Origin of the sequence: Bacillus haimaensis (genome assembly GCF_048270625.1) — a bacterium.
GTDB classification, from domain to species: domain Bacteria; phylum Bacillota; class Bacilli; order Bacillales; family Bacillaceae_I; genus Sutcliffiella_A; species Sutcliffiella_A haimaensis.
The window spans coordinates 1250650-1269427 of the sequence record NZ_CP158164.1; the positions used below are offsets into that span (position 1 = coordinate 1250650).

23 protein-coding genes are annotated in these 18778 nt (G+C 43.5%); 14 read left to right on the plus strand and 9 right to left on the minus strand.

Going from position 1 to position 18778, the window contains the following annotated elements; translation table 11 throughout:
* Nucleotides 1-25 precede the first annotated feature (25 nt).
* Both ABN702_RS06235 and ABN702_RS06240 read right to left on the minus strand, forming a co-directional pair.
* Nucleotides 26-157, minus strand: coding sequence for a hypothetical protein (locus tag ABN702_RS06235; RefSeq protein ID WP_417899874.1), 132 nt, complete (start codon nt 155-157; stop codon nt 26-28).
* Nucleotides 158-260: 103 nt separating this feature from the next.
* Nucleotides 261-1172, minus strand: a complete 912-nt coding sequence (locus ABN702_RS06240) for a hydroxymethylglutaryl-CoA lyase (protein WP_417899875.1) — start codon at nt 1170-1172, stop codon at nt 261-263.
* Between the two features lie 145 nt (nt 1173-1317).
* On the opposite strand from ABN702_RS06240, the gene ABN702_RS06245 reads away from it, so the two are divergent.
* The 7 genes from ABN702_RS06245 (at nt 1318) to ABN702_RS06275 (ending at nt 7859) form a co-directional block, all read left to right on the plus strand.
* A complete protein-coding gene (locus tag ABN702_RS06245; protein ID WP_417899876.1) occupies nt 1318-2502 on the plus strand; it encodes an acetyl-CoA C-acetyltransferase in 1185 nt (394 codons plus the stop codon).
* A 25-nt stretch (nt 2503-2527) separates the two neighbouring features.
* Entirely contained in the window at nt 2528-3217 is a 690-nt protein-coding gene (locus ABN702_RS06250) for a CoA transferase subunit A (RefSeq protein WP_386643881.1), read from the plus strand.
* Nucleotides 3218-3235: 18 nt separating this feature from the next.
* Complete coding sequence (locus tag ABN702_RS06255) at nt 3236-3904, plus strand: CoA transferase subunit B (RefSeq protein ID WP_417899877.1); 669 nt, start codon at nt 3236-3238, stop codon at nt 3902-3904.
* 86 nt (nt 3905-3990) lie between these two features.
* Entirely contained in the window at nt 3991-5388 is a 1398-nt protein-coding gene (locus ABN702_RS06260; RefSeq protein WP_417900840.1) for a sulfatase, read from the plus strand.
* A 109-nt stretch (nt 5389-5497) separates the two neighbouring features.
* Nucleotides 5498-6454 carry a formylglycine-generating enzyme family protein gene (locus tag ABN702_RS06265; RefSeq protein WP_417899878.1) on the plus strand — a complete coding sequence of 319 codons (957 nt, stop codon included), beginning with the start codon at nt 5498-5500 and terminating at the stop codon, nt 6452-6454.
* Between the two features lie 159 nt (nt 6455-6613).
* The gene (locus tag ABN702_RS06270) at nt 6614-7321 is read left to right on the plus strand and encodes a TIGR02206 family membrane protein (RefSeq protein ID WP_417899879.1); all 708 of its coding nucleotides are present in this window, start codon (nt 6614-6616) and stop codon (nt 7319-7321) included.
* A gap of 196 nt (nt 7322-7517) precedes the next feature.
* Nucleotides 7518-7859 carry a YbaN family protein gene (locus ABN702_RS06275; protein ID WP_417899880.1) on the plus strand — a complete coding sequence of 114 codons (342 nt, stop codon included), beginning with the start codon at nt 7518-7520 and terminating at the stop codon, nt 7857-7859.
* A gap of 50 nt (nt 7860-7909) precedes the next feature.
* Here ABN702_RS06275 and ABN702_RS06280 read toward each other — a convergent pair whose 3' ends face one another.
* Nucleotides 7910-8344 (minus strand): hypothetical protein, encoded by a 435-nt coding sequence (locus ABN702_RS06280; protein WP_417900841.1) that lies wholly within the window; start codon nt 8342-8344, stop codon nt 7910-7912.
* Between the two features lie 17 nt (nt 8345-8361).
* On the minus strand, nt 8362-8646 hold the full coding sequence (locus ABN702_RS06285; RefSeq protein ID WP_417900842.1) for an ASCH domain-containing protein: 285 nt from the start codon (nt 8644-8646) through the stop codon (nt 8362-8364).
* Between the two features lie 308 nt (nt 8647-8954).
* Between ABN702_RS06285 and ABN702_RS06290 the strand changes: the two genes are divergently transcribed.
* The 3 genes from ABN702_RS06290 to ABN702_RS06300 all read left to right on the plus strand — a co-directional run bounded on the left by ABN702_RS06290 (nt 8955) and on the right by ABN702_RS06300 (nt 11820).
* Nucleotides 8955-9833 (plus strand): proline iminopeptidase-family hydrolase, encoded by an 879-nt coding sequence (locus tag ABN702_RS06290; protein WP_417899881.1) that lies wholly within the window; start codon nt 8955-8957, stop codon nt 9831-9833.
* Nucleotides 9834-10119: 286 nt separating this feature from the next.
* Complete coding sequence (locus ABN702_RS06295; RefSeq protein WP_417899882.1) at nt 10120-11316, plus strand: SLC45 family MFS transporter; 1197 nt, start codon at nt 10120-10122, stop codon at nt 11314-11316.
* Nucleotides 11317-11451: 135 nt separating this feature from the next.
* Entirely contained in the window at nt 11452-11820 is a 369-nt protein-coding gene (locus ABN702_RS06300) for a YybH family protein (RefSeq protein ID WP_417899883.1), read from the plus strand.
* A gap of 175 nt (nt 11821-11995) precedes the next feature.
* Here ABN702_RS06300 and ABN702_RS06305 read toward each other — a convergent pair whose 3' ends face one another.
* The 4 genes from ABN702_RS06305 to ABN702_RS06320 form a co-directional block, all read right to left on the minus strand.
* Entirely contained in the window at nt 11996-12367 is a 372-nt protein-coding gene (locus tag ABN702_RS06305) for a VOC family protein (protein WP_417899884.1), read from the minus strand.
* 122 nt (nt 12368-12489) lie between these two features.
* Nucleotides 12490-12675: a hypothetical protein gene (locus tag ABN702_RS06310; RefSeq protein ID WP_417899885.1), complete on the minus strand. Its 186-nt coding sequence runs from the start codon at nt 12673-12675 to the stop codon at nt 12490-12492.
* Nucleotides 12676-12683: 8 nt separating this feature from the next.
* Nucleotides 12684-12989 carry a hypothetical protein gene (locus ABN702_RS06315; RefSeq protein ID WP_417899886.1) on the minus strand — a complete coding sequence of 102 codons (306 nt, stop codon included), beginning with the start codon at nt 12987-12989 and terminating at the stop codon, nt 12684-12686.
* A gap of 13 nt (nt 12990-13002) precedes the next feature.
* Nucleotides 13003-13989 carry a glutathione S-transferase family protein gene (locus ABN702_RS06320; RefSeq protein ID WP_417899887.1) on the minus strand — a complete coding sequence of 329 codons (987 nt, stop codon included), beginning with the start codon at nt 13987-13989 and terminating at the stop codon, nt 13003-13005.
* A 684-nt stretch (nt 13990-14673) separates the two neighbouring features.
* Between ABN702_RS06320 and ABN702_RS06325 the strand changes: the two genes are divergently transcribed.
* From ABN702_RS06325 to ABN702_RS06340, 4 genes are all read left to right on the plus strand, one after another.
* Entirely contained in the window at nt 14674-16698 is a 2025-nt protein-coding gene (locus ABN702_RS06325; protein ID WP_417899888.1) for a prolyl oligopeptidase family serine peptidase, read from the plus strand.
* A gap of 181 nt (nt 16699-16879) precedes the next feature.
* Entirely contained in the window at nt 16880-17113 is a 234-nt protein-coding gene (locus tag ABN702_RS06330; RefSeq protein WP_417899889.1) for an RNA polymerase sigma factor, read from the plus strand.
* Nucleotides 17110-17415 carry an RNA polymerase sigma factor gene (locus ABN702_RS06335; RefSeq protein WP_417899890.1) on the plus strand — a complete coding sequence of 102 codons (306 nt, stop codon included), beginning with the start codon at nt 17110-17112 and terminating at the stop codon, nt 17413-17415. The genes ABN702_RS06330 and ABN702_RS06335 overlap by 4 nt, the downstream gene beginning before the upstream one ends.
* Complete coding sequence (locus tag ABN702_RS06340) at nt 17402-18169, plus strand: hypothetical protein (protein WP_417899891.1); 768 nt, start codon at nt 17402-17404, stop codon at nt 18167-18169. The genes ABN702_RS06335 and ABN702_RS06340 overlap by 14 nt, the downstream gene beginning before the upstream one ends.
* 24 nt (nt 18170-18193) lie before the next feature.
* Here ABN702_RS06340 and ABN702_RS06345 read toward each other — a convergent pair whose 3' ends face one another.
* Nucleotides 18194-18658 (minus strand): hypothetical protein, encoded by a 465-nt coding sequence (locus ABN702_RS06345; RefSeq protein ID WP_417899892.1) that lies wholly within the window; start codon nt 18656-18658, stop codon nt 18194-18196.
* Nucleotides 18659-18778 lie beyond the last annotated feature (120 nt).

Below are 18778 nucleotides of genomic sequence, written 5' to 3' on the forward strand. Positions count from 1 at the left end.
GGACAGGTCCATTGTCCCAGAAGAATTATTGCTCCGAGTTCTGACGCTTTGTAGGGTGAGTGGTACGTTCCACTTCTTCTGCAGATACAACTTGCTTAGCGCTCTCTGCGTTCGGCTGCCCTTTTTGACTAGGGCCTTGTTTGTTGTGCTTGGACATTAGAATATTCTCCCTTCCTTGATATCACTTGTTAATGTGGATAGGGGAGGGGGTTTTTATGCATTTGGTGAAATGGGACACGGGACTTGTCCCCCACATGTACTTAAACCTGAGTCAACGGTCCTGTTCCTTGGAGCTTAAAATACTGGCTCTCATACTGCTTATCCAGGTGGGGCAGCAGGTTTTCCAATGCTTTTACAATGTGCCTGAGGTTGATTCCGGTTTGGACTCCCATCTGTTCAAGCATGTACACGACATCTTCTGTTGCAACGTTACCTGATGCTCCTGGTGCGAATGGACAGCCTCCGAGTCCGCCTGCTGATGTGTCGAAGCGGTCAACACCCGCTTGAAGGGCAGCGAAAACGTTCGCAAGCGCCATTCCTCTTGTGTTGTGGAAATGCGCTGTGAGCATCATGCCTGGTAGCGCTTTCTTTAATGCTGAAAATAAACGGTAGGATTCTTTCGGGTTGGCCATCCCGATAGTATCTGCCACACTGAGTTCATCGACCCGGAAGCTTTCAAACCTTTTACATAATGCCACAACATCCTTCACATCCACTTTTCCTTCATAAGGGCAATAGAAGGAGGTGGAGATGCAAGCGCGTATAAAGAAACCTTTTTCCTTGAGATCACGGATGATCGGTTCCAACTCGAGCAGGCTTTCCTCAGTCGTTTTATTGATATTCTTCTTATTGAATGAGTCGCTCACTCCAACAAATACAGCCGCGTTTTTGCATTTTGTTCCGAGCAGGCGGTCAATTCCTTTCTGATTTGGCACCAGTACAAAGTTTCGTGTCTCATCATCCAAGCATTCCTCGATTACAGAAGGTGCGTCTGCCATTTGCGGGACCCATCTTGGCGAAACGAAAGAAGTGAGCTCCATTTCCTTGATGCCGGCCTTTTTAAGATGCTTGATAAAATCGATTTTAGCGTCGGTTGGAACAAAGGTCTTCAAATTCTGCAGACCATCGCGAGGTCCTACTTCGATGATGGTCGCCTTGCTAGGTAAATTCATTTGGAGTTCCCCCTGATTAATGGAATTTCGTTACTTCAATTTTAGTTAGAAGAGGGCCATAAAAGCAAGAATAATAGAAATTTTTTAAAAAAAGCAGGAATTTCGACAGGAATCAAGAATTATTCAAGCGAGAGGAGATGGAATCATGTCAAATAAAGAAGTAGTCATTGTAAGCGCTGTCAGAACAGCGATCGGAAGTTTTGGTGGTGCATTGAAGGATGTTTCCGCTCCACAGTTGGGAGCAGTAGTAATCAAAGAGGCGCTCGCAAAAGCCGGGCTTGCACCAGATAGTGTAGATGAAGTAATCATGGGGAATGTGCTGCAGGCGGGGCTCGGTCAAAATCCGGCACGGCAGGCAGCGATCGGGGCAGGACTTCCGAATGAAGTGTCTTCCATGACAATCAATAAAGTGTGTGGATCAGGTCTGAAGGCAGTACATCTGGCAGCACAAGCCATCATTGCCGGAGATGCGGATATTGTGGTAGCTGGCGGGATGGAGAATATGTCACAGGCTCCATATCTCCTGCAAGGAGCTCGTGATGGATACCGGATGGGCGACCAAAAGGTGACAGACAGCATGGTCCATGACGGGCTGTGGTGCTCGTTCAATGATTATCATATGGGTGTTACCGCGGAAAACCTTTGCACGAAATATGATCTGACAAGAGAAGAGCAGGACCAATTTGCGGCAAACAGCCAACAGAAAGCGGTCCAGGCAATCGAGGACGGGAAATTCAAGGACGAAATCGTTCCTGTAGAAGTGAAAAAGAAAAAAGAAATTCTGACGGTGGATACAGACGAATATCCTAGAAAGGGAACAACTGCCGAAAAGCTTGGCGGATTGCGTCCTGCTTTCAAAAAGGATGGATCAGTGACTGCAGGTAACGCATCCGGAATCAATGACGGCGCTGCAGCAGTGGTTGTCATGAGCAAGGAAAAGGCAGACGAGCTTGGCATCAAGCCTTTAGTGAAAATCGTTGCCAATGCTAGCAGTGGAGTGGATCCGAGCATCATGGGAATCGGACCGGTAACTGCCGTGAAGAAGGCCTTGGAAAAAGGTGGGCAGACACTTGAAGAGATGGATCTCGTGGAAGCAAACGAAGCCTTCGCAGCACAAGCGCTCGCAGTTGGGAAAGAGCTTCAATTCGACTCCGAGAAACTGAACGTCAACGGCGGTGCGATTGCTCTGGGTCATCCGATTGGGGCAAGTGGAACTCGTATTCTGGTTACGCTCATTCACGAAATGAAGCGTCGTGATGCGAAAAAAGGACTTGCTACCCTATGTATTGGCGGCGGCCAGGGTGTAGCAACAATTGTAGAAAACATCTAACCAAATAGAGAGAGGTGCAACAGCGATGAAACCTATTTATACATCCTTTACGGAAGCGGTAAAAGACATCCAAGATGGTGCAACAATCATGGTCGGTGGATTTGGCCTTTGCGGAATCCCGGAAAACCTGATCCTGGCGTTAGTTGAAACAGGCGTGAAAGACTTGACTGTCATCTCCAACAACTGCGGAGTCGATGACTGGGGACTTGGCCTTTTAATGAAAAATAAGCAAATCAAGAAAATGATCGGGTCTTACGTTGGGGAAAACAAGGAATTCGAACGTCAGGTACTATCCGGTGAACTAGAAGTCGAACTGACGCCACAGGGAACGCTTGCAGAAAAAATTCGTGCAGGCGGAGCGGGAATCCCGGCATTCTACACGCCAGCGGGAGTTGGAACGCCAATCGCGGAAGGCAAGGAAGTGCGCGAATTCAATGGAAAAGAATATCTGTTGGAGGAAGCTTTTACTGCCGATTTCAGTTTGGTAAGAGCGGATAAAGCCGACAAAATGGGGAATCTCATTTACAACAAAACTGCCCGTAACTTCAACCCGATGATCGCGGCAGCTGGTAAAGTAACGATTGCAGAAGTGGAAGAGCTTGTGGAAATCGGTGAACTGGATCCAAACCATATCCAGACACCAAGCATCTACGTCCAACGTCTGATCGTCGGCCAGCAGGAAAAGAAAATCGAACGCGTAACTACTAGAGACTAGCGAGGAGGGGAACCTATCATGGCAAAAGGAACAGTGAACACACGTGAGAAAATCGCAAAACGTGCAGAAAAAGAAATCGAGAGCGGCTACTACGTAAACCTCGGAATTGGAATGCCCACCCTTGTGGCGAATTACATATCCGAAAACAAGCAGGTAGTATTGCAATCTGAAAACGGCCTTCTTGGCATCGGACCTTATCCAACAAAGGATAATGTGGATGCGGACCTCATCAACGCTGGAAAAGAAACCGTCACAGCCATTCCGGGGGCGGCCTATTTTGACAGTGCCGAATCATTTTCAATGATACGCGGCGGTCACGTGAATATCGCGATCCTTGGCGGTATGGAAGTAAGTGAAAATGGTGACCTTGCCAACTGGATGATTCCAGGGAAAATGATCAAAGGTATGGGCGGTGCGATGGACCTTGTTCATGGTGCAGAGCGTATTATCGTTATCATGGATCATGTGAATAAAGCTGGGGAAGCGAAAATCTTGAAAGCATGCACCCTGCCTTTGACAGGGAAAGGTGTGGTGGACCGTATCATTACAGACCGTGCTGTTCTAGATGTAACGGAGCAAGGATTGAAGCTTGTGGAGGTTGCAGAGGGATATACTGTGGAGGACATTCAGAATAGTACGGAACCGACTTTGATTGTGGATGAGCATGTTAGATTGAATGCATTTTAATTTTTTATATAGAAGAAGCGGATAACTTAACTGTTGTTCGCTTTTTTTGAATGGAAAAGCTGAAGGGAGAGGGGAATGAGATTGTGATGAAAGAACATAAAAAGCCCAATATTATTTTTATCATGAGTGATGATCATGCAGCACATGCTATGAGTTGCTATGGAAGCAGAATCAATGAAACTCCCAACCTGGATAGAATTGCAGAAGAGGGGATGCGACTGGACAATTGCTTTTGTACCAATTCCATCTGTGCTCCAAGCCGTGCCAGCATACTCACCGGCTTGTATAATCATGTAAATGGAGTGAAAACCCTAGGGGACAGATTCGATAGCCGTCAGCCGACTGTTCAAAGAATTTTAAGGGAGAATGGCTATCAGACTGCGCTTTTTGGGAAATGGCATCTGGGACACGGCGGGCATCACGATCCTGCTGATTTTGATAAATGGACGATATTCCACAGTCAAGGTCTCTATCATGATCCTGTTATGTATGATATGGGAGAGGAAATTACCATTCCGGGCTATGCAACCGACATTGTAACGGACTTATCGATTGATTGGATGAAGTCGCGTGACAAAGACAAGTCGTTTATGCTTATGTGTCACCATAAAGCGCCACACCGTCCGTGGGATCCGGATGAAAAGCACGCTCACATGTATGAGGATGTGGATATTCCGGAGCCGGAGTCTTTCCATGACGATTACGAAGGGAAGGCTGATGTGGTGAAGGAAGCTAAGATGCGGATAGATCGAGATTTGGTGTATCGGGATGTGAAAGCAGACCCACCTAAAGGTCTATCGCAACGGGAATTGAAAAGCTGGTATTATCAGCGCTACATCAAAGATTATCTAAGATGTGTCGCATCTATAGATGATAATGTAGGCAGACTGCTGGATTATTTGGATGAAGAGGGAATTGCCGAAGATACGATCATCGTGTATACCTCTGATCAAGGTTTCTTCCTGGGAGACCATGGCTGGTATGACAAACGCTTCATGTATGAGGAATCCCTTAGAATGCCATTTGTAATCCGTTATCCAAAGGGAATCAAGGCTAGATCTATTTCAAAAGATTTTGCATTGAATGTGGATTTTGCCGAAACTTTTCTGGATTACGCAGGAATTGATATCCCTGACTTTATGCAAGGGAGAAGCTTAAAGCCGATCCTCGAGGGAAATACTCCAGAGGATTGGCAGACATCCATGTACTACCGCTATTGGGAGCACCTAAGTCTGGAGCATCGAGTTGGTGCACATTATGGTATAAGGACACACGATTATAAGCTTATCCATTATTATGGGGAAGCATTGGGTTCCTCCTCTGCAGAAGATGAGCCTAGAACCCCTGAATGGGAACTGTACGATCTAAATAACGATCCATATGAAATGAACAATGTATATCATGAGTCGAACTATGCAGAGACGGTTAGTAAGTTAAAAGAAGAGCTGAGATTCCTTAAAGATTCTGTCCGTGATTATGAATAGTCTATACCCCTCTAAGGGTTTTTAGAGAGTTTCCAAATTCCCCTAGTATGTTAAATTTTTCGTTCATTACTGGTATACTAGTTTTTAAGAAATAAGGGGAGTGTCTTAAATGGAAAAAACATCTTGTTGCGCAGCAAGTAGAAGGAATGTAACTAACGTTTCAACTGATATAGAGGTACTTGAGAAGCATACGAAAAAACAGCGACATAATGAGGATATGGTTACATTACCAGGCGGCGATTTTTTTATGGGAACAGAGGACAAAGAGGGCTTTCCAAAGGATGGGGAAGGTCCGGTTCGAAAGGTCCGTTTGCAGCCTTTTGCGATAGATCGCTACTCTGTAACAAACCGGCAATTTAAAGAGTTTGTGGATGAGACGGGATATGTAACGGAAGCGGAAAAATTCGGGTGGTCGTTTGTGTTTCATCTGTTGCCTTCCAAAGCTGTAAAAAAAAGAGTGAAAAATGTCGTCCATGGTGTTCCGTGGTGGCTTGTTGTGGAAGGTGCAAACTGGAAGAAACCAGAAGGACCGGATTCCAATATTAAGAAGCGCCTCGATCATCCAGTGGTCCATGTATCCTGGAATGATGCTGTGGCTTATTGTAATTGGGCAGGCAAAAGACTGCCTACAGAAGCGGAATGGGAATATGCCGCAAGAGGTGGATTGGAAAGCAAAACATACCCTTGGGGAAATGATCTATTAGAGGATGAAATCCATCAGTGTAACATTTGGCAAGGGGAGTTCCCTATGAAAAATACCGAGGATGATGGATTCCTGGCAACCGCACCAGTGGATTCATTTAAACCTAATGGCTTTGGACTCTATAATGTAGCAGGCAATGTTTGGGAGTGGTGTTCAGATTGGTTCTCACCTAACCACCCAACAGAAGAAGTGGTGCTATCGCCGAAAGGTCCATCTAAGGGAACGGCCAAAGTGATGAAAGGGGGATCCTACCTTTGCCACAAGTCCTATTGTAACCGTTATAGAGTGGCAGCAAGAACTGGAAATACACCGGACAGCTCGACGGGGAATATCGGGTTTCGATGTGTAGCGGATGTTCAATAGATTCACTTCAGACCATATATCAAAGACCGATTGCATGTTATTAACACGCAGTCGGTCTTTTTTATATTGTATTATGGCACGGACAGACTTAATCGTTGCACGATGCGAATACACTATCCATAACAACCGCTTAATTCCAAATGGGTGAGGGGTGCTAGCATGTTTTCGGTTACGGAAATGCGCACATTTGAGCTGTTTTCTGTCGAGCATATTGCGACGTTTTTATTGTTTATGGCAATCTGTTTTCTGTTGGTATCTTTCAGAAAAGGTTTGAAGCCCTACCAGCAAGCTATCAAGTGGACTTTATTTAGTATTTTACTAATCAGTGAGATTTCCCATCAGATTTGGGTCGTCGCTACCAATCAGTGGGGATTAGAAGACCTCCCGATCCAGCTTTGTTCATTCAGTACGTTCATTGCCATGTATCTTTTTCTGAAGTCCAATAACAAACTGTTCCATCTGCTTTTCTTTATAGGCTTCATACCACCAATCCTGAGCATGGTCACACCTGAAATGCACTATAGTTTCCCTCATTACCGCTTCCTGAAATATTTCCTTCATCATGCAGCCATCGCCTGGGCAGTCCTGTATTTCATTTATTACGAGGGCTATCGGGTTCCAAGGAAAGCCATACTTACGAGCTTTCTTATCGCAAACGTCATCGCTGCACCAATCTTTTTCATCAATATTCTATTGGACACCAACTTCTTCTACCTAGCAAACCCGACAGAAACCAAAACCATCCTTTCCTTCTTCGGATCCGGAATCTGGTATTATATCAATCTTGAACTGGCGGCACTGTTTGTCTTCTGGGTCACCTATATTCCGATGGGGATGTTATTGAAGAGGGAAAAGGTGAGAGCGTAGGCATGGGGACAGGTCCCTCGTCCCACTTTATGGGACGAGGGACCTGTCCCCAAAGGTTTTTTTATGAGATAATGAAAGAAAGAGTATGTAGTCTTTATTAGAATATCCTGAGTATTATTTTCCAGGGATCAGGAAAGGGATGGTCCTTATCAAAAGAATTATCAGTAGTTTGTATATTATTGCAGGTTTTATATGCATGGGATTAGGAATCATAGGTATCATCCTGCCTGTTTTACCGACGACGCCACTTTTATTGTTGGCTTCCTTTTTCTTTGTGAGGGGCTCGAAAAAATTTGAGGTTTGGTTTAAAGGTACTTCGATATATAAGAAGCATTTAGAAAGCTTTGTACGGGAAAGAAGTATGACGTTGAAGCAGAAAATCACGATTTTGTTATTCGCGGATTTCACCATTGCTTTTCCATTTTTCATTTTGGACAGCATCCTGCTCAAAATCATGTTCATTCTGATTGTCATTTATAAATACTATTATTTCATTTTCAAAATAAAGACAGTAAAGAAAAATCCTGAATTTACATAAAAAAAGGCTCAGTCCAAACGTCAAAGACGTAAGGACTGAACCTTTTTCAATTACCATAATGGCGGTTTGACGACCATGAACCAAAGCATCGCTAATAACAGAGTGAGGTAGATCCAAACGGTCCGTTTCAGTTTAGCAGCAAGCTCCGTCTTATTATGACCTTCCTCCTCGAACTTCCGAAGCTTCGGCGAGAATGCCCGGGCCAAAAAGAACAGGGAGCAGAACATGATGATCAGTGTCATGATGATCCAAGGTGTACTCCAGGTCCAGGGACCCAGCACTACAAGAAGTATCCCCGATCCGACCAGTACATGGCCGGTATGCTTCGAGAGGCGGACGACAAAACGGAATGTCTCCAAATAGCCGATCATTGCCTGGTCTTTTGCCACTCTCAGCTTGTTAGCTATCGGTAAAAGTACGAAGAACGGTCCGATTGAGGCTATCGCACTAAGTACATGTATGTAAATAATGATTCTGTATGTGATATCCATCGATGCACCGACTATTCGTTAGCTGGACTGAACTCATGCACCCATACTCTCATATGTGGAAGCCATGGCATGCCAGGGTGATAGGATAAAATGGACTCTTTATATTGTTCTACAGTCTCATAACCCTCATGACGGGCATGTTCATCCGTCAATTCCCCGAGTGACTGGGAATACACACTCTCCACGATGAATTGTTTCCCTTCCAATTCCATGATTTCTCCGACATCAGCATATCTGCCATTTCGGCGTGTCGCTGTTTTCTTACCATCCAACACCTTTTTCACATCATCCGGCATCGTAACGAGACGATCGATGGTACAGGTTTTTGGTGGCAGTGTATTGTTTTCTTTATTGTTAGACACAGAAAAAACTCCCTTCAACTTATGTATCTCTCATACTTTATCATACTTTTTTCAGGGGAACTATAAACACATTTAAAAAGAAGAAACATAACAAATCATGTATAGGATCGGAGCTACCATAGTATGGTCTTATCTCGGCTATACTATGATAAACTTTCTGATTTGCCTTCTTAGCCAAGCTACCAATTTCATGCGTTTTACTAGATAATAAAAGAAGTCCATACATATAGGGGGAATGTTAAATGTCTATACTTGAGGGATTTATCGAAGTGACTGGTGGAAAGGTGTGGTATCAGAAACATGAAGGTAAGAAGGATGGGGCACCTGTGATTGTGTTGCACGGGGGACCTGGATCTTCTCATTATTCCTTGCAGGGCTTGCGAATCCTGGCAGAGGATCGACCGGTCATTTTTTATGATCAATTGGGATGCGGCAAGTCTGATCGTCCCGATGACACATCTTTATGGAACCTTGATCGGTTCGTGGAAGAGTTGGGTCAATTAAAAGAAGCTCTTATGCTTGAAGAATTCCATATTCTAGGACACTCGTGGGGCACAACGCTCGCTGCAGCCTATTATTTATCCAATCCGGAAGGCGTGAAAAGCATCATCTTTTCAAGTCCTTGCTTAAGCGCTCCGTTGTGGGCGGATGATCAGGAAAGAAATCGGGAGCATTTGCCTCTTGATGTTCAACAGACACTAAAAACATGTGAAGAAAACGGAACAACCGACTCCAAGGAGTACAAGGACGCAACCACTATATTCAATAAGCATTTTGTTTGCAGGCTTGATCCGTTTCCAGATTTCCTTAAAAAAGGGGCTCATTTTAAAAATCCGGAAGTGTACAATATCATGTGGGGCCCGTCTGAGTTCCACGTGACAGGAAACCTAAAAGATTTTGACTGCACCTCGGAACTAAAGGACATTCATGTCCCAACCCTTTACACTTGCGGTCGCTATGATGAAGCGACTCCTTCATCAACAGAGTACTTTAGTACGCTGACTCCTAGTGGGAAGTTCCATGTGTTCGAGCAAAGTGCACATATGCCGTATCTTGAAGAGCCCGAAGAATATGTAAGCATCATCGGTAGCTTCTTGAAGGAAGTCGATGATGATAAGTGATTGCTAGTTTAAAAATAATGTTTTAATAGCAGTGTCCAAACCACCCTAAAGCTACACTATAGGGTGGTTTTTACATTTCTTTAGAGACTCGAAATAAGGGGCCTGACCCCTATTTACAATATTTGAAAGAATTAACAATCGAACAAGCAAACGAGAGGGAAGAATTGCATAGGATAGTAGCACTATTAATATCGCAATGAAGCGAATTTGTTCTTACATTTACATAACTCTTTTCATCTTTTTTTATGCCTTCTCATAGGGTAAATTGACAACAAGGAGAACGATAATGAGAAAAACATGGCTGTTGGGTTTTGGCTTCTTTAGCATCAGCGTTGGTTGGTCACTGTATAACGGATTTGTTCCGTTCTTTTTGGACAATTATATCGCTAGTACGGCGTTGATCGGATTCCTGATGACGATCGATAATTATATCGCCCTTTTTTTGCAGCCATACATCGGGCAGAAGAGCGATCGTACCCTTACACGCTTTGGTCGGCGGATGCCCTATCTGCTTTTCGGGATACCAATGGCCGCTTTATTTTTTGCGCTCATACCCTTTCACACCAGCCTGCTGACCTTGATTGTTTTTATGATCTGCATGAATTTATCAATGGCCATTTTCCGTTCACCGACCATTGCTTTGATGCCGGACATCACACCGGAACCCATGCGCACGAAAGCAAATGGCATCATCAATTTCATGGGTGGATGTGGCGCGATTATAGCCTTCAGTGCAGGCTCCTTCTTATTTCATCTAGATGAATCCTTTCCATTTTTACTAGTTTCAGCACTTTTCCTTTTTGCGCTGTGGATCGTTCATAAAAACATAAAAGAAGATAGAGATAGCATTTCCTATACCGTTACGAAGGCCCCAAAGTTTAATTACAAGAAGGAACTAAGCAGTCAAACACTATTCTTGTTGGCTGCAATCTTTTTCTGGTTCATTTCGATACAAGGCATGGAGGCATTGTTCACCTTGTACGGGGTAAATGAACTTGGCTTATCCAAAAGTGCATCAGCGTTTTCTTTAGCCTTCTTTTCATTGACCTTTGTCGCCTCCGCGATACCTTGTGGGTTGCTAGGGGCAAAATACGGCAAGAAAAAGATGATTGTGATTGGTATCATCGGGTTAACCATCGTATTTCTCCTTCTGAATTGGGTGGATTCCGTCTTCTTTTTGCGAACTCTGCTGCTGGTTGGAGGGATGTTCTGGGCGTGTATCAATATTAATGCTTACCCATTTATCATTTCTACTGGCAGTAAAGAAAGCTACGGTGCACGAACAGGCTTATACTATCTAGTATCTTCATTAGCCGCTATTATCTCTCCACCGACCTTGGGCCTGCTGATCGACATATTCGGATTTGGCATTCTCTTTTTCGCTGCGGCCGTGAGTATGCTCGCTGCATTAGCTTGGATGCTTAAAGTGAAGGATAGGGAGGGTAGTATGGATATGGTAAATGAGGATTTGGGGAAATTATGAACAAATGTATCAAGATCAATCGTATTGATTCATCTTGATACTTTAATTGTTTTTGAGATTGACTACATAAAAATATGATATTATTTTTAATAATGGATTTACGGTTTGAGGTAAAAATATAGGGGGGGCTCACGGATGCTTGCATCATCTCCACAAGAAGCATTAAAAATGTACGAGGAAGCAACTAATACTCATGAGTTTGAAAACGTACGTAGATTAATTAGAGAAGATGCAATATATTATTTTTCTAATGAAACGGTTCAAGGGCACAAGCCTCTTAAAGAATTCTTTGAAAAAACTTGGGATTACATTCGTGATGAAGTCTACAAAATCCATGATGTCCGATGGATTACAATAGGTGAGTCTAATGCAGCCTGTATCTATAAATTTCAATGGTCCGGTTTGATAGACGGGGTTTATAAAGAGGGTAAAGGTCGAGGAACGAATGTATTTGAAAAAGACGACGAGGGTTGGAAAGTGGTTCATGAACATTTAAGCTCTTGAATGAAGTAACAGTTATTCAATTTGTCATTTTCATTTTCATGATGAAAAATAAGGATAAGTAATTAAAATGTATTGATTATTCAGGTTACGCTACAGGAGTATTTGTAAGAAAAAAACCTCACCCTTTGTTAGCTTCACAGCTATGGGGTGAGGTTTCATTATGATGCTGATCTAATCATCTATGCTGATCAACAAGAATTTGATTGCCATCTGGATCTTCTAATGTAAAATAAGCTGGTCCTTCACTTGATTCATCTGCTTCAGTCTGCACGGTAATTCCTTTTTCTTTCAGTTCCCTTTGAAGCTCTCGAACATCCGTAAATGATGCTAGATTCTCCGCATTTTCATTCCATCCAGGATTAAAAGTCAATATGTTCTTTTCAAACATTCCCTGGAACAACCCGATAATGCAATTATCATTCTTCATGATAAGGTAGTTGTGGGAAATATCACCGCCTAATGACAGAAATCCAAGTTTTTCATAGAATGCTTTAGAGATTTGAAGATCCTTTACAGTTAAACTTACAGAAAAAGCGCCAAGTTTCATTTTTCCATCTCCTTGTAAAAGAATTGTTATGTATGGGAAAATCATGTGGTATGTTCAGTATATAGGTACAGTTAAAAATAGACAATATTCACCATTATTATTTAACCTACTTCAGTGGCAATTTACATGTTCAATCTGTATGCTTTTACAATAATCCCGTCATTGGCAGGTTCAAAGTCGTGTTCGGGAGTATGGAGAAATCCGAACTGGGTATACAATTGTATGGCGCTTTCCATAAATTCGCCGGTGTGAAGGCCAATGGCAGGATAGCCTTTGTTTTTGGTCCTGATGATGCATTCCTTTACCAAGGCGGAAGCTACTCCTTTCCCCTAGAGGATGGAGCCACGGCGAGCATCCGGATCTCTGAATGCTCAAGTATGTCCCCGAAACCCTCATATGCTTTTATCTTGGGCGGGAATAGCACGACACTCCCAAGAATCGTTGCGTCAGACTCGGCTACAATGATTTCCACACCTGCTTGCAGATCGGCCTCTGACAGGATGGACTTTTTTAACGCCTCCCAATGTGCTTCGGGAAGTAGTGGAGCATATTCTTGGTAAGCCTCTACACGCTGTTGGCGAATGGAAGGGATATCGTTTGGCATGGCGTCTCTCAGAATCATCTCACCCGCTCCTTTAGGAATCATATAGAAATTTATCGGTCTTTTTGCTCAGGCGCTCACGATGGTGAGGGTTATTCCAGCCTGATAAATCCGGTCCCTTCGGCAGTATTTTTACATCCTCCTTATCTACGAAAATTGTGATTGAAACATGATAATGCTTTTTGATGGCATCAAAGTCTGTTGTATCGCCGAAGCATTCTGTCTGATAAAGGTCCCGTACATAGCCCCAAAGATTAGGAAACTCTTTAATTAGATTTCTGTTTGTGTTGAAAGCGGAGTAATATGCTGCATCGAACCGTACCAAGGTGGAATAGAGCCGAACATCTGAATCTGTGATGAATTCGCCGAAGAGGAAACGTTGAGTGGAAAGTCGTTCCTCCAACTCATCCAATCTTGCAAACAAGCGGTCATAAGTTTCCTCGTATACTTCCTGGCACAGGGCAAAGCCGCATTTGTATACACCGTTATTTATGTCATGGAAAATGACCTCGTTCAATGCATCGATGTCTGCCTGTATATGTTCAGGGTACAAATTCGGTGCCTGTTCTTTATGAAACGGCCTCCAAGCGGTCTCCAGGTAGTTGGTGAGCTTAAAGTAGTCGTTGTTGGCAACCTGCATGCTCTTAAGATCGACCATCACCGGAACCGTAGGCCTGCCGCTGTACTCCGGATCTGTCTTTTTATAGATTTCACTCATGTATCTGATCCCCAACACAGGGTCGACGCCTGCTTCATCCAACGAGAACTCCCAATCCACTTGTGCAGTCTTGGGACGGAGCGGGCTAGCTGTCCCCAAACTGATTATCTTATCCAGTCCGAGCAGATTCCGCACAATGACTGTCCGATGGGCCCATGGACAAGCCGGTGTCCAGAGAAGTCGATATCGCTTTGCTTCTACTGGCAACTCGCCGGGCTTGCTTCCGAAAGGGGTGGTAAATCGGTTTGTTTGCCTTTTGAAAGAACCGTCCGTAGATATCTCCTGCGCTTTATTTTGTTCCATGTATCATCATCCCCTTTAAGTGGTGGTTAAAAGTAGCCCTTTAAGGTATTTTATTGCTTTTTTCATTTTTCAGTCAATTTATAGTGAGTGAAGATTTCTGAATGATACGCTGTCTCATTCGAAAGTTAGAGAGTAAAGGTATTTAAAGTACCGAATGATACCTTGAGGCAGTCAGAAAGCGGGGAGTGAGGGAATCAAAGTCCCTGAATGATACCCTTGGTCAAACCGAAAGCGGTGAGAGAAGGAATCAAAAGTCCTGAACGATACTTTGAGTCAGGCGAAAAGCAGTGGGAGAGGGAATCAAAAGCCCTGAATGATACTTTGAGTCAGGCGAAAAGCAGTGTGAGAGGGAATCAAAAGCTCCGAATGATACCCTGAGTCAGACTAAAAAGGTTGGGAGAGGGAATCAAAGACCCTGAATGATACCCTTGGTCAGGCAAAAAGCAATGGGAGAGGGAATCAAAAGCCTTGAATGATACCTTGAGTCAGACCAAAAGCAGTGGGAGAGGGAATCAAAGACCCTGATGATACCCTCGGGCAACCAAAGTGAGCCTGGTGAGGGAATCAATGGAGTCGAAAGATGAAACCACTGGACCTGTCCACATGGTTTTTTCAATCTTTTAGCAGGAATTCATATTTCGTATATCGAAATGGTAATGGAACAGATTGGAAGGAGTGTGGTATATGATTACTGTAAATAAGAGTGACATTATAGAGGATTTTCACGGGACGAAGGTTGCGGATCCTTATCGTTGGCTGGAGGATAGCAGTTCTGAGGCAACATTGGCATGGGTGGAAGAAAGAGAAAAGGAATGTCAGGCTTATTTTGCTGAAATAGAGTCTAAGTCCAACGATAAGCAACGTTTGACGGAGCTTTGGAATTTTCCAAAACATTTTGTGCCGAAAAAGGTGAAGGACAAATTATTTTATCAAAAAAATGATGGGCTGCAGAATCAGGCTGTCCTTTATATGAAGCAAGACGGTGGGGAGAAGGTCGTCCTTGATCCAAATGGCCTTTCGGATGACGGGACGGTTGCGATGACGGATTTTACGGTAAGCAGGGAGGGGCGCTATGTTGCCTATGCTACATCAGCTAACGGCAGCGATTGGCAGGATGTTAAAGTCCGGGATGTCACGATCGGTGAAGACTTGGTCGATGTCATAAAATGGGTGAAATTCACGGCGGTTGTCTGGTCACCGGATGGAAAAGGCTTTTATTACAGCAGGTTCCCGAAGCCCGGCACGATTGCAGACGAAGAGGAAGGTACACATCATAAAGTGTTTTACCATCAGCTAGGTACCGACCAAAGTGAAGATATCCTGCTGCACGAACAGCCAGAAGAGAAGGAATTGATGTTCACTCCAATCCTATCTGAGGACAAGCAATATCTTTGCCTGCATGTGAATTTCGGCACCGCATCTGAAAATCGTTTCTATTTTAAGGATACCGAAAAGGATGAGAGCTTTACTAAGCTATTGGATCAGCAGGATGCCGAATATTCTTATATCACCAATGAAGGAACGGTCTTTTACTTCAAAACGGATCTTCATGCGCCCAAAATGCGTGTAATCGCAATAGACATATTGAATCCTGAGAGGGAAAACTGGAAGGAAATCATTCCTGAACAGGCAGCGGTGATGGAGTACATCAAATATGTCGATGGAAAATTTGTCATGGTCCTGTCGCAGGATGCACACCATGCTATCCATCTTTATAATAAAGAAGGCAGATTTGAGCAGGAAATCGAGCTTCCTTTCATCGGATCATTAACGGATTTGACGGTGAACAGTGAGAGCACCGAGATGTATTTTGGTATCACTTCTTTCATTAATCCTACCTCTGTTTATCATTATGATTTTTCAAAGAATGAATTGACATTGGTGTCGGAATCCAACATTCCTTTTGAACGAATGGATTATGAAACGACCCAGGTATTCTATCCATCCAAGGATGGCACGAAAATCCCGCTGTTTCTCGTACATAAAAAGGGGATGGAATTGGATGGTCAAAATCCAGTCATTCTGTATGGCTATGGAGGATTCAATGTGAGTTTTACGCCTTCCTTTAATCCAGCAATCCTTCGCTGGTTGGAAAAGGGCGGTGTGTATGCGGTCGCGAATCTGCGTGGTGGCATGGAGTACGGGGAAGAGTGGCATAAAGCCGGAATGCTTGAAAATAAGCAGAACGTATTTGATGATTTCATTGCAGCGGGGGAATGGCTGATCGAGAACAAGTACACCTCCACTGCGAAGCTTTCCATCATGGGTGGTTCTAATGGTGGCCTGCTCGTTGCCGCTTGCATGGTGCAGCGTCCGGATTTATTCGGGGCAGTGATCTGCAGAGTTCCGGTTATCGATATGCTGCGATATCATAAGTTTACCATCGGGAAGTACTGGATACCTGAATACGGAAACGCCGAGAATCCTGAGCATTTCCCTTTCATGTATGCCTATTCACCACTTCATAATGTCAAGGAAGGGGTAAAGTATCCGCCGATTTTAATAGCGACGGCAGACAGCGATAACAGGGTAGTCCCGGCACACGCCAAAAAATTTACAGCGACACTGAATGAAAAAGCGGATCCATCCACGACCGTCATCCTTCGCCTTGAAAAGAAAGCAGGCCATGGCCTCGGAAAACCAACATCGAAGCAGATCGATGAATGGGTAGACTTTTATGCGTTTTTGGAGAACGAGTTGAAAGGATAAGAAAGATACTTACCGAAATCGGGTGCCATTCTTACTTATTAGAATGGTGCCCGATTTTTATGTTTGTACAATTATATAAGAAATACATATTTTTCTTTTGGAATAATGTAACTTTTAATAAAGTGAGCCGTCTTTAAGGCAAGAAATTATTCATCAAGATTCTTTCGCTAGAGAGGGGTGAATGTACAACGTGCAGGAAGAAAAGGCAAAAGAGAAATTGAAAGAATGGTACCACCAGTATAGTGACGATATATTTCGATACATTTTGATGATGATTGGGGATCAGGAAAGGGCAAAGGACTTGACCCATGATACGTATCTGAAAGCCTATCACAGCCTGTCTTCCTTTAAAGGGAGACGAGCGACAAAAATTGGCTTTACCGCATTGCCAGAAATATCACCATCGATGATATGAGAAAAAGAAAGCCGTTAAGGTATATGTTTGATTCCTTCGCACCACTTGCTTCCCAATATACCTTGCCGGAAAATATTGCACAATTGGGAGAGCGGGAGGAAGAGCTTTATCGTGCGCTTCAAGCAATAAAGCGTTCCTACCGGGATGTGATCATTTTGAGAAAAATAAAAGAGTTGACCATCAAAGAAACTGCAGAGGTGCTCAACTGGAGCGAAAATAAGGTGAAAGTGACTTTATTCAGGGGATTGGAGGCATTAAAGAAACAAATGATAAAGGAGGGTTACAAGCATGAAACATACTGAGGAAAGTGAATTTGATCGGGAGTTCGGAAGCTATGAGTCTATGGAAATGCAGGAAGCGGACAAAAGGGAGGTTTTTTCCAGGCTGATGAATAGTCTGGAATTACCTCAGAAGAAAAGATTGTTCAGGGATTTTTTAAATCCTGTCGTTTCCGCCGTTCTTGCAGCCGCATTTCTCTTGGTTGGGGGTTATTTTGTCGCGAATCAGATTCTCCAGGAGGAACCTGCTCAACAAGCAAGCCCGGCTGTATATGAAGCGGTGGAGAAGCAGTTATCGGATACGTTCAACAAAGAGGTTATTATACCGAATCATCCTAAGTATCATGCGCAAATGATCTGGGTTCCATATTCCGGCTCATCTATCGATGGGAGGAAATTTGAAAGAGAAAGACCATTAGGTGCAATAATTATTTACAAAGCTGAAAGCAATACTTTGGATAATAAGGAAGTTGAAAAAATCAGAGAAATGGGCGATTTTGTTTACGGCAAACCTGTAATCAACCCTCTTAAAGATGTTCATTCTGAAATAAGAGTAGATATTTCCAATGTGAATGCTATTTCCGGTGAGGAAATCGAGAGTATTGAAGGAGTAAGAATCTATTATAAGGAAGTTGAAATGGATACTGATAAATATATCAACTACAGGTTTTCACTGAACGAACTGACATACGTCTTTTCCCATAAAGTGACCGGACCGGAAACTCCCACAGAAGCAAGAGCATTTGTTACATCATTCCTGAAACAGGTAAACGAATGAGCCAAAGGGCCAGACCCATTGGCTTTATTTGGCGTTATTTTTGTTGGCGTCAAACATATTTTCCGAGACCTTGTTCAATTTTGCCAGAAATCGATTAAAGCCGAAGCCGATGAAGAAGGCGATACTGATTTCCGCATAGGGGTGGTCCTTATTATGATTGGTGAATTCGATGAATAGGATGCCGCTTTGAATCAAGGTCACGGCAATCACCGCAGTACCTGTCGCAAAGAGCGGGTAAAAGATATACATGATCCACTCTCTGGGGTTGTGAAGTTCATCCTTCATATAGTGGGTGCAGAACATATAGAGATGCCTCAGCGAACCACCGATCGCGCCTGCAAAGAAGTAATAGAGAAACTGCTCCATTCCCTCAACAAGCGGTAAGGGTTTTACGAGTTGCCCTGTCAAGAGGAATCCGACTGCGATGAAACTACCAAAGAACAAGAAAAATAGGTAAGTGAGAATCACTGCAATTAACCAGTTTTTCACGATAATCACCTCCATGTATCCTACGGGAGAAGAGAAATTTCGTTACTTTCTTGCATCGAACAAGCAATCTAATACAAAATAAGGAAGATTTCTGCTATTGTAAAAGGAAGTGAACCTGAA